Origin of the sequence: Leucobacter musarum subsp. musarum (assembly GCF_001273845.1) — a bacterium.
GTDB lineage: Bacteria > Actinomycetota > Actinomycetes > Actinomycetales > Microbacteriaceae > Leucobacter > Leucobacter musarum.
The window spans coordinates 35331-49060 of record NZ_JHBW01000089.1 but is presented as its reverse complement, the minus strand read 5'-3'; the positions used below and the strand labels follow the sequence as shown (position 1 = coordinate 49060).

General features: G+C 70.5%; 9 protein-coding genes. 2 read left to right on the top strand and 7 right to left on the bottom strand.

Annotation, left to right across the window (positions count from 1 at the left end):
• Positions 1-45: 45 nt before the first annotated feature.
• Entirely contained in the window at positions 46-2751 is a 2706-nt protein-coding gene (locus tag CH42_RS13865; RefSeq protein WP_053353803.1) for a LuxR C-terminal-related transcriptional regulator, read from the bottom strand.
• Between the two features lie 267 nt (positions 2752-3018).
• Here CH42_RS13865 and CH42_RS13860 point away from each other — a divergent pair, with 267 nt between their 5' ends.
• The gene (locus tag CH42_RS13860; RefSeq protein ID WP_053353802.1) at positions 3019-3831 is read left to right on the top strand and encodes an SDR family NAD(P)-dependent oxidoreductase; all 813 of its coding nucleotides are present in this window, start codon (positions 3019-3021) and stop codon (positions 3829-3831) included.
• A 13-nt stretch (positions 3832-3844) separates the two neighbouring features.
• On the opposite strand, the gene CH42_RS13855 is transcribed toward CH42_RS13860, so the two are convergent.
• The 4 genes from CH42_RS13855 to CH42_RS13840 form a co-directional block, all read right to left on the bottom strand.
• Positions 3845-5110, bottom strand: coding sequence for a M20 family metallo-hydrolase (locus CH42_RS13855; RefSeq protein WP_053353801.1), 1266 nt, complete (start codon positions 5108-5110; stop codon positions 3845-3847).
• A gap of 69 nt (positions 5111-5179) precedes the next feature.
• The gene (locus tag CH42_RS13850; protein WP_053353800.1) at positions 5180-6829 is read right to left on the bottom strand and encodes an amidohydrolase; all 1650 of its coding nucleotides are present in this window, start codon (positions 6827-6829) and stop codon (positions 5180-5182) included.
• 11 nt (positions 6830-6840) lie between these two features.
• On the bottom strand, positions 6841-8523 hold the full coding sequence (locus CH42_RS13845; RefSeq protein WP_053353799.1) for a thiamine pyrophosphate-dependent enzyme: 1683 nt from the start codon (positions 8521-8523) through the stop codon (positions 6841-6843).
• Positions 8524-8616: 93 nt separating this feature from the next.
• Positions 8617-9948, bottom strand: coding sequence for an MFS transporter (locus CH42_RS13840; RefSeq protein WP_053353798.1), 1332 nt, complete (start codon positions 9946-9948; stop codon positions 8617-8619).
• A gap of 156 nt (positions 9949-10104) precedes the next feature.
• Here CH42_RS13840 and CH42_RS13835 point away from each other — a divergent pair, with 156 nt between their 5' ends.
• Positions 10105-11295 carry a PucR family transcriptional regulator gene (locus CH42_RS13835; RefSeq protein ID WP_053353797.1) on the top strand — a complete coding sequence of 397 codons (1191 nt, stop codon included), beginning with the start codon at positions 10105-10107 and terminating at the stop codon, positions 11293-11295.
• A 44-nt stretch (positions 11296-11339) separates the two neighbouring features.
• Here the strand turns inward: CH42_RS13835 and CH42_RS13830 are convergent, their stop codons facing one another.
• Together CH42_RS13830 and CH42_RS13825 are read right to left on the bottom strand one after the other, a co-directional pair.
• Positions 11340-12755: a M20/M25/M40 family metallo-hydrolase gene (locus tag CH42_RS13830; protein ID WP_239684067.1), complete on the bottom strand. Its 1416-nt coding sequence runs from the start codon at positions 12753-12755 to the stop codon at positions 11340-11342.
• A gap of 232 nt (positions 12756-12987) precedes the next feature.
• On the bottom strand, positions 12988-13653 hold the full coding sequence (locus CH42_RS13825) for a TetR/AcrR family transcriptional regulator (protein ID WP_053353796.1): 666 nt from the start codon (positions 13651-13653) through the stop codon (positions 12988-12990).
• Positions 13654-13730: the final 77 nt, after the last annotated feature.

The following is a 13730-nucleotide window of genomic DNA, read 5'->3' as shown; positions in this document are numbered from 1 at the left end:
GCCGCAGTCGGCCGGCGGCGCAATAGCGTAGTGCTCGCGCCAGGATCAGGTAGTGGGTGCCACCGCGCGTTCCGCAGGCGGGGCGAGTTGCTGGCGACTGTCGATCCCGAGCTTCGCGAATGCGCGCTGCAGGTGCCCCTCGACCGTGCGCGCCGACAAGTAGAGCTGCTCGGCGATGCGCGCACTACTCGATCCGGCATGGGCAAGCAGGCACACCTCGTGCTCTCGGGCTGACAGCAGCTCGGCGTCGATGCGCACGCGACCGAGCACCGGCGTATCGACGCCGGTCAGCTCACTCAATCCGAGAATCGCCGGCTCGATCGATGCGTTCGACGGGCGGCCGCGCCGATCGGCGCGTGCGGCACGTACCGCTGCCATCGCGCATTCACCCGCGAACAGGTGCTGGTCGAGCGCGAGATGCGACTGCAGCGCACGGGTGAGCGCGGCATCGTCACCGCCGATGGCTCGCGCGTACTCTCCGAGCGCGTCGGCGAGCGGCCCCTGCACCCGCGTCGCCGCGTCGTGCAGTGCGTCGAGATCATCGTGGAGACCCCAGCGCCAGCCATCGTGCAGCAGCCGCAGCACGACGTACCACTCCTCGTGCTCGTGCGCCCGCGCGAGCTGATGCCGCCATCGATCAGTCGCGTGGGAGTTCCCATCGAGCAGGAGGTCGGCGGCGAGCAGCATCCGCTCCGCTTCGCTCTGCAGGGTGCCACCCACCCGGAGCGCGGCGGTGGCGGCGGCTCGCAGCTGCTCGGCGTGCGCACGATCACCCAGGTGCGCGCACGCCGCGGCACCTGCCGCCGCGAAGTACGCCGTGATGCCGAATCGGTTGTCGTCGCCGAGCACCGCGAGCGCCTGCCAGAGCAGTTCGCGCGCAGCCATCGCATCGCCGCGTTCGAGCCGTTGCACGCCTTCCGCCCCCAGATAGAGCCCCGGTGGAATCTGCAGCGTTGCCCAGTCGTCGTCTGACAAGCCGATGTCGAGCTGCGCATTCGAGCCGAGCGCGCGTGCGGCCATGAAGTACGTGATGAGCAGATTGCCCTGCTCCGAGACGGGAATGTCTTGCCACGCCGGCGAGACCATCAGCGCCACGATCTCGCCAGCGGTGTCGCCCGCTCGCCCGCCGTGCACCGCCGCGAAGAGGGCGGTCTGCAGTGCCGCGGCCCGGGTGTCGCGCCCGAGCGATGCGGTCGCCGCGTGCGCGCGCAGCGTCGCCTCGGGCACCGGAACTCCGGCGCGGGCGCGGAGCACATCGCGGTGCGCGCCCAGTTCTGCGGCCCAGTGAGGGTCGTCTCCGGGCGCCGGCTGCAGCAGCTCGTCCGCTTGATCGGAGCGGCCCAGCGCCGAGAGCATCGTCGCGGCCTGCGCGCGTGCTTCGGGGTCGGCGGCCTGCAGCAGCGGCGCCAGCAACGTCAGTGCTTCGTCGTGGCGCCCGGTCTCGAACAGCGCGTGCGCACGCAAGCGCCGCAGCGGGTCGGGCAGCGGATCGGCGTCGAGACGCTCCGTGAGGGCGATGGTCACTTCGAATTGGCGGGCCGCGAGGCTCTGGATCGCCAGTGCTTCGCGCACGTCCGCGTCGAGGCGCACTCCCGCGCGCATGGCGTGCAGGCCCACCGTCAGTCGGCTGGCGGGATGCAGACGCTGAGCATGTTCGAGCGCGCGCCCGGCATGCTGCTGCAGTCGGCGTTGCGGCAGCTGGGCGAGCAGGGTCTGCGGGGTGAGGCCGCCGCTGATGCGCACGACTTCATCGCGGCCGACTCCGTCGGCAGTCGAGACGAGTGACATCTCGATCAGGCCGAGCGCGAGGCCGGCGTCGAGGTCTGCCGGCGCCACGAGGTCTTCCGCGAGTGTCAGGGAGATCTCGCCCGTGACCGCGAGCATCTCGACCGCGTCGCGCACCTCGACTGGCTGGTGCGCAAGTCGCAGCGTGATGAGTTCGCCGATGCGACGACCGTGCGGTCGCCACTCCTCACGCAAGGCGAGGTAGCCGTGCACCTCACGCAGCCCGCCGTTCTCGAGTGCGTCGCGGGCGAGCTCGTGCACGAAACGCGCATTGCCGCCTCCGAGACGACGCAGGTGGTCGACGTCATGCAGCGTGACCACGCCGCCGAACACGCGCTCCACCAAGATCGCGGCATCATCCAGTTCGAGCGGGGCCAGCTCGACGAGGGCGGCGTCGAGCGCGAAGGCGCGCAGAGGAGAGGGCAGGCGATCGAGACGTGTACCGAGCACCACCAGGCGCACCGGCCCGTCGGTTGCCGCCTGCGCGAACACCGCCGCGCTGGCCTCGTCGATCCAGTCGGCGTCGTCGATCACGAGCACTCCGGATACGGAGGCCGCATCCACGCTCTCGCGCGCCAGTGCCGCGATGAGACGTGCCGGCGACTCCGCGGAACCGGCGACTCCGGGCACACCCGCGAGCACCGCGGCGAGCGCCGCGAACGGCACGTCGGCGAGCTGAGGCACTCCGGTGATGCGCCGCACCCCGCCCGCCCGCCCCTGCAGCAGGCGATCCGCGAACGTCGTGCGCCCGCTCCCGGGCTCGCCCAGCACGACGAGTGGCGATCCCGCGTCCCACTGCTCGCGAGCCCGCGCCGCGGCGTCGGCGCGCGACGGGAACTCGGGGCTCTGCTGGATCGCATTCCGCGCGGAAGCGTGGGCCGAGTCAACGGCGGCATTGCGCGCCGTGCTGCCGGCGACGTTGCGCGGAGCGTCTCGATGCGATGCGTCTGCAGAGGTGTAGGGCACCTCGCAAGCCTATGGCCCAGGTATGCGCCGCCGATAGAGGCACGCGTGGCAAGCTGTCCCGCTGCCGAGCCGGCGCGCCGATCACGCGCCGCGGCCCACTGCCCTGCGAATCGGTGTCAAAAATTGCTGTTCTGGGACGCGAATTGGCCCATATTGCAGCAATTATTGACACCGATTCGCACTGCGGGGCGGGGCGGGGCTGGGGTGTGGAAAGGCAGCGGTGGGGCGCGTCGAGCGCGGCGCGGCACGAGCAATTACAGTCAGCGTATGACCTCATCACGCGAGACCGCATCCGCTCCCGTCGGCCCGAACCCTGTCGCGGTGATCACGGGGGCCGGATCCGCCACCGGCATCGGCTTCGCCACCGCGCGCCAGCTCCGTGCCGCCGGATTCGATCTCGTCATCACGGCGACCACCGAACGCATTCACGACCGCCGCGACGAACTGCTCGAAGGAGCACTCGCCGACACCGCACCGCACGTGCACTCCGTCATCGCTGACCTCACTGTGCCAGCAGACGTGCAACGCCTCGTCGACGCCGCGCGCTCCAAGTTCGGGCGCCTCGACGCGGTCGTGAACAACGCCGGCATGACGTCGATTTCCGACCCGCAGCAGCCCGCCGGCATCGACGACATCGCGATCGAGCAGTGGAATCTGTCGCTGTCGCGCAACCTCACCACGGCCATGCTCGTGACGCAGGCGGCGCTGCCGCTGGTGAACGCCTCAGCGCACGGCCGCATCGTCAACGTAGCGTCGGTCTCAGGGCCGGTGCTCGCCTACGGCGGCGACGTCGGCTACCACGCGGCGAAGGCCGGGCTCGTGGGGCTCACCCGGTCCGTGGCGATCGATGCGGCCCCGCACGGCACGACGTCGAACGCGGTCGCTCCCGGGTGGATCGCCACCGGCTCAGCGACCGAGCACGAGGTGCGCATGGGCGACGCGACTCCGCTCGGCAGGTCGGGCAGCGCCGACGAGGTTGCCGCGGTCGTCGCCTTCCTGTGCTCGCCGGGCGCCTCGTACGTCACGGGCCAGCTCATCGTTGTCGACGGCGGCAATGCGATCCAGGAGGAACGCGGCTGACCGGCAACTCGGCTCAGTCGAGCAGCGCCCCACCGGCGAGGCGGCGCACGACGCCGGTGAGGTGATCCACCCCGGCGATGAGGTCGGGCTCTTCGGTGAACTCGTCGAGGTTGTGCGAAACCCCCGCGACGCTCGGCACGAAGAGCATGACCGTGGGCACGGTGTCTTTCATGTTGGTCGAGTCGTGCCCGGCAACGGTCATGACGCGGTCGTGCGTGAGACCGAGCTCGACCGCGACCTCGCGCGCCAATTCGACACCGTTCTCGGGGTAGGGGTTGCGATCCCAGCTGTGCTCTGCGGTGACGGCGATTTCGACGCGATCTTCGCGCTGCACGCGCTCGATCGTGCGCTGCAGCGAGGCGTGGGCCTGGCGGATCACCTCGGCGCTCGGCGACCGCAGGTCGAGGAGCAGCTCGACCTCGCTGGCGACGACCACCGGCGAGTTCGGGTAGACGTTGAGCTCGCCGCACGCGGTGTGCAGCTGGCCGGGCTCGAATTCGTCGACGAGCTCGCGGGCGGCGACCACGAGACGGGCGGCGCCGAGCAGCGCGTCGCGACGGTCTTCCATGAGCGTCGACCCGCTGTGCGCCTGCGCACCGGTCACGCGGAACTCGAACTTGTGCGCCGCCCACGTCGCGTCGACGAGGCCGATGGTCACACCATCTTCTTCCATGCTGCGCCCCTGCTGCACGTGAATCTCCGCGTACGACGCGACCTCGCGGCCCGACGCTCCACCGAAGACGTCGCCGTCGCCGAGCTCGCCGAGTGCACCGAGCGCGTCAGCGACGGTCACGCCGTGCGGATCGGTCGTCGCAAGCGCGTCGGCGAGCGGCAGCTTGCCCGTGAACACCGAACTGCCCATCATGGAGGGTTTGAAGCGCGAGCCCTCCTCGTTGAACCAGTTGACCACGGCGAGGTTCACGCGCGCGGCCGAGGGATCGGCGCGCAGCTCGTCGGCGACGCGGAAGCACGCATGCGCCGAAGCCATCACCCCGTACGCCCCGTCGAAGCGGCCCGCGGTCGGCTGCGAGTCCATGTGCGACCCGGTCACGACGTAGGGAGCTCCCGGCACGAGCTCGAGCAGCCCGAACTGGTTGCCGATTGCATCGCGCTCGACCGTGAAGCCGTGCGCCGTCAGCAACTCAGCGAACCACGCGCGCTGCTCGCCGTCGGCCGCGCTGGCAGCCTGCCGGTCGACGCCGTTCGTCTCGGGCACCGCGCCGAAGCGGGAGTGCACGGCCCAGTCGGCGAGGAAGGCGTCATCGTGGTGCTGCGTCATGAGGGGTCCTTTCGGCGCGGGCGGGGTGCGGTGCTGGGTTGGTGCAGAGGCAGACAAGCGCGGCGCGGCTCAGGATCGTGCGTCGTAGCTCAGCTCGCCGCCGAGCACCGTGGCGACGATGTCGAGGTCGGCGACGCGCGGCGCGGTCAGCGGGGAATCGGAGAACACGGTGAAGTCGGCGAGCTTGCCGCGCTCGAGGGTGCCCTTGTCGGCGATCTGGCCGGTGGCCCGGGCGGCCCACTCGGTGTGCGTGCGCAGCGCCTCGTCGGGAGTGATCGCTTCTTCGGGTGCGAGCGCGGTGCCCGCCTCGGTGCGGCGATCGATGGCGGCCTGCATGCCGCGCCGCAGGTTGTTGTCGGCGACGGGCAAATCTGAGGATCCGGCGAGAATGATGCCGGCGTCGATCACCGAGCGGCCGCGGTACAGCCACGATTCGCGCTCGGGCCCGACGCGCTCCGCCATCTGCGCGCCGAACGCACCGATGAACCCGGCCTGCGGCGTCACCGCGAGCCCGAGACGCCCGGCGCGCTCGACCTGGTCGGGGCGCGCAATGCCGAAGTGCTCCACACGGCAGGGTGCGTCGCGGCGACCGTAGCGATCCTGCGCCTCCTCGATGAGGTCGAGTGCGAGGTCGATCGCGGCGTCGCCGATCGCGTGCAGCGCGAGGGGCCAGCCGGCCCGGTACGCGCCGAGGGCGCGCTCTCGGTACACCGCGGGGTCGTCGAGCAGGTACCCCGTGTTGTGGTCGTGGCCGCAGTAGTCCTCGGTGACGGCCGCGGTCGCGCCGAGCAGCGAACCGTCGAGGAACACCTTGACGTGCCCGAAGCGCACGAGATCGTCGCCGAACCCGGCGCGGATACCGAGGTCGAGCCCGGCCCCGGCACCCTCGCGGGCGAAGTCTGCGGCGTGCCCGGTGAGGGGGCGCAGCGCGTCGATCGCGGGCATCAGCTGGGCGCGGGCGTGCAGCGCGCCGCGCTCGGCGGCCGCCTGGTACGCGGCGACCTCGATGGGGCTGTGACCGATCCACCCGCCGCCGACGCCCGCTTCGGTGAAGCTCGTGATGCCCTGCGCGGCGTAGCGCACGGTCGCGGCTTCGAGTGCCTCGACGAGGCGCTCGGTCGAGTACGGCAGCAGCAGCGCCTGCACGAGCCCTTGCGCGGCCTCCTCTACGAGCCCCGTTGGCGATCCGGGGCCATCGCGCACCACGACGCCGCCCGTCGGGTTTTCGAAGCCGGGTTCGAGGGCACCAACGAGGCGCAGGGTGGCTGTGTTCGTGATCGACGCGTGCCCCGAGGTGTGGCGTAGGTACATCGGGCGCTCGCCGGTGATGGCGTCGAGCCGGGCGATGTCAGGGAAGGCGCCACCGTGGTGGGCCTGGTTGAATCCGGTGCCGTGCACCCACGCGTCGGGGTCACCGAGAGCGTCGAGCCGGGCGACCTCCGCCTCGATCTGCGCGTAGAGCTCGTCGAGCCCGCGCACCACGCTCAGGTCGACCGACGCGAGCCCGAGACCCCACCACGCGGTGTGGCAGTGCGCGTCGATGAGACCGGGAGTGACGCAGGCCTCCGGGAAGTCGAGGCGCTGCACGGCGTCGAGGCCGGTGAGCTCGTCATCGAAACCGACGATGCGGCCGTTGATGACGCCGACCGCGGTGGCGATCGGTCGCGCGGGGTCGAGGGTAAGAATTTCGCGCGCGGTGAGGATCAGATCGAGTTGCATGGCATTCCCCTTCAGGCTGCGATTTCGTCGGCGGCGGGCGGCATCACGCTGTCGGCGATGAGCACGTGGATGAGTGCGGGCGCATCGGCGGCGAGCGCCCGATCGAGCGCCGCCGAGAAGTCGTCGGTCGACTCGACCCGCTCGCCGTGACCGCCGAACGACTGCATCCACGCCGCGAAATCAGGGTTCGCCATGCGCGTGCCCGACGGGCGCCCCGGGTAGTGCTTCTCCTGATGCTGCACGATCGTGCCGTAGATGCCGTTGTCGACCACGATCACGAGCGGCTTGCCGCCGTGCGCGACCGCGGTCGCGAGCTCCTGCCCGTTCATCATGAAATCACCGTCACCGCACACGGCGACCGCACGCCGCTCCGGGAACGCGAGCGACGCCGCGACCGCGGCCGGAACCGCGAGCCCCATCGCCCCGTTGCGCGCGCCAACGAGGCTCGCCGGCGTGAGGTGCCGCACGAAACGATGCGCCCAGATCGTCGCGTTCCCCGCACCGAAGGTCAGCACGGCCTCACCCGCGAGGGCTTCGTCGAGCTCGCCGAACGCAATGCCGAGATCGACGCCGGGGTGCTCGGTGCCCGCCGGGATCCCCGAGGCACCCGCCACCCCCGGGACCGACGCGTCGGGGCGATGCGCCGCGAACCGCGCTTGCGCCTCCGATCGACCCGTCATCCACGCGTCGTCACGAGCGCCACGCGCCGCAGCGATGTCAATACCAGCGAGCGCGCCGGCAAACGCTTGCGGCGTCGCGAGGAGATGCTGATCCAACCGCCCAGCGTGCATCGTGGCCTCGGGATCGACCGTGACCAGCACCGTCTCCGCGTCGAACCCGAGCCGGTACCCGTCGCTCATCACATCGGATCGGCCGCAGCCCACGAGCACCAGCAGATCGGCGGCCGCGTACCCCGCGGCGACCGCGTCGGCGCGACCGTATCCGAGCCAGCCCGCCCACGCCGCACCCGCGTGCGGCACCGCGTCATACGCGCGCCAGTCGGCGAACACGGGCACACCCGCAGTCTCGGCGAACGCAAGCACTTGACGACCCGCACCCGACTGCCACCCGTCGCCACCGACGACGAACGCCGGGCGCTCAGCCCGCGCAAGCCGCTCCGTCAGCTCCGCGATCTCCGACGCCGCGGGCTGCGGGTTCGGCACCGCGATCGGTGCGCTGGGCGCCGCCTCCGTCAGATGCACGAGCACGTCTTCGGGGAGCCCGATCACGACCGGGCCGGGGCGGCCGGCGGCCGCGATCCGCATCGCCTCGGCCACCAGCTCCCCCGCACGATCCGCATCATCGATCGTGAGCACCTTCTTAGCCGTCGACCCGAACCACCCGGTCAGGCTGAACTCCTGGAACGAATCGCGCTCGCGATCTGCCACCGGAATCAGGCCGACGAACAGCACGAGCGGCGTCGCATCTTGCCACGCGGTGTGAATCGCGATCATCGCGTTCGACGCCCCAGGCCCGCGCGTCACCATCGCGATTCCGGGCACCCCCGTGAGCCGCCCCTCAGCGAGCGCCATGAACCCCGCACCGCCCTCCTGCCGGCATACGACCGTCTCGATCGACGAATCGTGCAGCCCGTCGAGCACATCGAGGTAGCTCTCGCCGGGCACCGCGTAGACGCGGGGCACGCCGTGGGCTTCGAGGGTGCGGACGATGAGGTGGCCGGCCGACTGCGACATGGGGAGATCCTTCCGGAGAAGCTGGGGTGAAGGGGCAAATGATGAGACCGGTGCGGATCACCGACGATGGGTGATCCGCACCGGTCTCACGGGTTAGTGCTTGAAACCGGGCAGGTTCACGCTGAGCCGCGGTGCGACGGCCCCGGCGAACGCCGAGAACAGGCTCAGGAAGATAAGCATCGCGGCAGCGGGCCACCAGTGGTCGGCGGCTGCGGCGACGAAGCCGGTGGCCAGCAGCGGGATGAAGCCCGAGAGCATGCCCGCGGTGTTCTGGGCCAGGCCGACACCGGTGTAGCGCGTCTTCGCGGGGAAGAGGCCGGTGAGCACCGTACCCGAAGCCGCGTATGGCAGCGACAGCGCGGCGACGGCGAGCGTCATCGCGAGCACGACCAGCACGGGGTTGCCCGACGAGAGCATCAGGAACGCGGGAATCGCGACGACGGCCGAGGCGACGCCGCCCCACAGAATCACCTTGCTCGCGCCGTACTTCGCGCCGAGCGCACCGCCCCAGAGCAGCACAAAGATCTCGACGAACGCGGCGACCATGCTGCCCAGTAGCATCAGCGACGACGAGTAGCCGAGCACGTTGACACCGTAGTAGACGCAGAACGCGGTGACGAGGTAGAAGCCGCCGACGCCGAGCAGTGCCGCCGCCATACCGACGATGACCTGCTTCCAGCTGTGCTTGAAGGTGCTCGCGACCGGGCTCTTATCGACCTCGCCCGACTCCTCGAGCTGGCGGAAGACCGGCGACTCCTCGAGCTTCGAGCGGATGTAGATCGCGACGAGCAGCAGCGGGAACGCGATGAGGAACGGGATGCGCCAGCCCCACGAGTTGAAGCTCTCCTGCGAGAAGAGGAGGGTCATCACGAAGAAGCCGCCCGATGACAGGATCGTGCCGATCGGCGAGCCGACCTGCGGAATCGCGGCGTAGCGCGCACGGAGGTGCAGCGGCGCGTTCTCGACGACGATCGTCATCGCGCCCGACCACTCGCCGCCGACGAAGAGACCCTGCAGCACGCGAAGCAGCACGAGCAGGATCGGCGCGGCGATGCCGATGGCCGCGTAGGTGGGCAGCAGACCGATCAGGCCCGTGACCAGGCCGATGCCGACGATCGTGATCATCAGCACCTTGCGTCGGCCGATGCTGTCGCCCATGCGACCGAAGATGATGCCGCCGATCGGGCGGGCCGCGAGGCCGACGCCGAACGTGGCGAACGATGCGAGCGCCGCAGCGGTCGCATTCTCGCTCGTGAAGTACTGGACGTTGAAGACCAGGGCTGCGGCGGCGCTGAAGAGGAAGAAGTCGTACCACTCGAGGGCGGTACCGATCAGGGCACCGAGGGCGACCTTGTTCGCGTCTTTCACGCTCAGTTCTTGCGTGGCGCCGTATTCGATGGTCGCCGTATGGGGTGTCTCGCTCATGCGTTCTCTCCGTCGAGGATGCGGGATCCGTGCGGTGCGCCGCGCGGAGTGCGCGGGCGTCGGATAACGATCATCTCAGGGAGTTCGCACACATGATGTGCCGAATCGCCCCCGGTTTCGCGAGCGATTCAGTGCATATGCACATATTCTGGGGGCATGGCTCCGCGATCTGCCCCCGACCCGCGCCCCGCGGGTGCGCTCAGCGACACCCCCACCGATGCCGACCACGCGCGCTGGCTTGAGTTGCTGTCTGCGCTCGACCCCGAAGCGCTCACCGATCGCTTTCTTGCACGAGTCGGCGGCGTGCCCGGATACGACCCCGCCCCCATTCCCGTCTCGGAGCTGCGGCGCACCGGCGTGCTCTCGTTCGTCTCCCTCATCGAGGGTCTGCGCGCGGGAGGCTTCACTGCACCCGTCGCCGTCGCCACCGACGTCGGTGTTTCGCGAGCCCGAGCCGGCCTGCCGCTGACCTCACTGATGACCGCGATTCGCCACGACTTCACCGTGCTCTGGGAAGCGCTCACTCGGGCCGCAACCGCGGAGGATGCCGAGCTCATCGTGCGGCACACCAACATTGTGCTGCGCACGGTCGACGACTACGTGCACCAGACCGAGGCTGCGTACATCGCCGAGCTGCAGCGCATGAACGAGGAGCAGGCCTCTGTGCGGCAGGGGCTGATCGCGTCGATCTTCCATGAACCGCCCGCCGACCCCGAGCGGCTGGCCGTCATCGCGGAAGAGCTCGGGCTCGGCGACCACGCCGACCTGCGCGTCGCCGCCGCAGTCGGCACCGACATCGCCGCGCTGCGGGTGCACGTCTCGGAGTTCGAACGAGCCGGCGGGCGCACGTTCACCCATCACTTCGGCGACACCCTCATCGCCTTCGCCCGCACCGTCGATCTTCCCGGGTCACGACTCGCGGAAATAGCTGACCAACTCGACGAGCTTCGCGTCGGCATCGCGCACTCGTCGACCGGAGTACTCGGCCTGCGACGAGCCGCGACGGCTGCGCGATCGCTCGCCCACCTGATTCGCGTCGGCGAGGTCGGCGCCATGACTTGGAACCGCGGGTGGGCGCGGCTCGCTGCCGATCGGCTCCTCGAATCGGGCACACCGGTGCTCGCCGACGTGCACACCGCGCTCGCCGAGTGCACCCCCGCAGAACGGAGTCGGCTCGAAGAAGCGGCGCGCAGCTACCTCGACACCGGCAGCATCGGGGCGTCAGCCGACGCGCTGTTCTGCCACCGCAATACGCTCACAAATCGGTTGCGTCGCTTCGCCGATCTCACCGGCGTCGACCCGCTCGTGCCCGCTGACGCGGCGCGCCTTGTCGTCGGCTGGGCGTAACGGCGGCCTGCTCGCCTGCGCCCGCTCACTGGGGCCGAGCCGCCTCAGCCCACGCGATCCTGCACGATGCGCCGCAGCGCCTCGAGTGAGAGCGTGACCGACTCGACATCGATGCGCTCGTTGTGGCCGTGCACGCCCTCGCGGTAGCGCTCGTACGTCCAGCCGGGGCCGAGCAGCCCGAAGCCGTAGGCGGGGATGCCGAGTTCGCGCAGCACTCGGGCGTCGGATCCGCCGGCCGCCATGATCGGCACCGTCGGCGCATCGGCGACCGCCGCAACCGCGCGCTCGATCGCGGCGAAGAGCGGCGTATCCGCGGGCGATGTCGTCGCCGCCCAGCCGCGCAGATGTTGAATCTCGATCTCGTCGGCAAGCGGGCCGAGCACCACGCGCAACAGTTCGTCGACCTCGGCGTCCGTCGTACCGGGCAGCGTGCGGATGTCGAGATCGATCGTGCCGGATGCCGGGATCACATTGTGGGTCGCTCCGGCGCGCAGTACCGTCGGCGAAATGGTGATGCGCGAAACCGCGTGCGCGTAGCCCGCAATGCCGCCGAGATGCGGCAGCGCGGCATCGAGTCGCACCGGATCGCGCAGCCGTTCGGCCAGCGCAGGGTCATCGATGCGCGCCGCCACGAACTTCTCCCACAGCGGGCCCAGCTGAGCGGCGGGCATGACTTCGCCGAGCCGCTGCAGCACCTCGCCCACGCGATACGAAGCGCTCTTCGCCCCGTACGGTGTCGACGCGTGCCCGGGCTTGCCGTGCACGGTGAGGCGCCGCCCGGCCGACCCCTTCTCGGCGATCTCGATCGCGACGTGGCGCCCCATGCGCATGCCGCCCGACTCCGAGAGCGCCTCGGTGACGCGCACCGCTTCAGGGTGCTGCCGCACGAGCCAGTGGATGCCGTACTCGCCGCCGCCCTCTTCATCGGCGACCGCGATCAGCACGAGATCGCCGCGCGGAGGTTCTGGCGCAAGCGCCACATCGCGCAGCACGCACGCGAACGCGGCGGTGAGGTAGAGCATGTCGACAGCGCCGCGACCCCAGATCTCGCCGTCGACGAGGTCGCCGCCAAACGGATTGCGCGTCCACCCAGCCTCGTCGACCGGCACGACGTCGAGGTGCCCGAGCAGGCCGAGCGACGGCGCATCCGGGTCGGTGCCGCGCACGCGGGCCACGAGCGAGGCGCGCCCCGGAGCCGATTCGAGCACCTGCATCTCGACCCGGCCGGTCGCGACCGCCTCCGCGAGGAAGCGCTGCAGTACGCGGACACTGCGGATCTCCTGGCCCGATTCGACGCTGCCATCGTTGACGCACGCCTCGCGAATGAGCGCGCGCAACAACGCGATCGTGTCGGCAGCCGCGTCGCTGGTGCGGGGGATCGCGGTCTCGATCGCGGGATCGGCGGCGGGATCGCTCGCGGTCTTGATCGTGCGCTCCTCGCGCTGCGATACCTCAGCCACCGGCCGCCACCTCCTCGCTCCGGGCCGTGCCCGTTCAGAGTTCCAGCCTACTCGGGGGCCGCGGGGGCGAAGCGGGCCGGGTGATCCGGCACCCACCCCGCCCCCTCGCCGAGTGCACCACTTTGTCGCGAGTGCACTGTTGCCAAGTGGGTGCACTCGAGAGAAAAGGGTGCACTCGAGAAAGGAGGCGGGCGCCGCGCGGGCGGGGGGGCAGCACCCCGACACCCCAGCCTCAGCGCGCGGGGCCGCCCCGCTCGATCGAGTCGAGGATCGCCGCGACCCCAGCGCGGTACACCGCCATGCCGTCGACGGCGAGCAGCGCGTCGCGGTGCGCGTTGACGAGCGGGTAGTCGCTCAACGTGATCGGCCCGAAGGTGCTGATCCAGGGGATCGATCCGTCGCGGGCGCCCGGGTGCCGGTTGAAGGTTTCGTTGGCCATCGCCGAGGAGTGCGCCAGCATGAACCCCGATACCGCCGCGTAGCACCGGATCAGCTCGTCGCCCGAGAGCCCGGCCTCGGTGAGCATCTCGAGCAGGAATTCCACCGCGCTCGCGTCGCCGGGTCCGGCCGGGTCGGTGACGGCGCCCTCCATGCCGATGGCGGGGTGCTCGAGGCTCAGCTCGGCGGTGCGTGTGACCATGACTTCCACCCGCTCGCGCCACGTGCCCGTCGCCGCGCGGCCCGCTTCGGCCGCCCAGCCGCTCAGCCGATCGAGCGATGCCCGCACGAGTTCGTCCTTGTTGCGGAAGTGCCGGTACATCGCGGAGGCATCGACACCGAGATGCTCGCCGAGCCGCTTGAACGTGACACGCGAGCCGGGTTCGGTGCGCGCCAGATCGAGCACTCCGTCGACGATGCTGCGCTGGTCCAGGCGTACGCGCTTCGACCCGTCGGGCATCGGCCACCTCCACTCCGTTGGGTTACGGTCTCGTGTCGTCCGTGCATCGATCCAACCACGGTGCGGCGCGCCGAGTC

Excerpts from the sequence above, each read along its gene's own strand:
- CH42_RS13860 (WP_053353802.1), top strand. The coding sequence starts at position 3,019 with ATGACCTCATCACGCGAGACCGCATCCGCTCCCGTCGGCCCGAACCCT.
- CH42_RS13835 (WP_053353797.1), top strand. The coding sequence starts at position 10,105 with ATGGCTCCGCGATCTGCCCCCGACCCGCGCCCCGCGGGTGCGCTCAGC.
- CH42_RS13855 (WP_053353801.1), bottom strand. The coding sequence starts at position 5,110 with ATGACGCAGCACCACGATGACGCCTTCCTCGCCGACTGGGCCGTGCAC.
- CH42_RS13845 (WP_053353799.1), bottom strand. The coding sequence starts at position 8,523 with ATGTCGCAGTCGGCCGGCCACCTCATCGTCCGCACCCTCGAAGCCCAC.
- CH42_RS13840 (WP_053353798.1), bottom strand. The coding sequence starts at position 9,948 with ATGAGCGAGACACCCCATACGGCGACCATCGAATACGGCGCCACGCAA.
- CH42_RS13850 (WP_053353800.1), bottom strand. The coding sequence starts at position 6,829 with ATGCAACTCGATCTGATCCTCACCGCGCGCGAAATTCTTACCCTCGAC.
- CH42_RS13825 (WP_053353796.1), bottom strand. The coding sequence starts at position 13,653 with ATGCCCGACGGGTCGAAGCGCGTACGCCTGGACCAGCGCAGCATCGTC.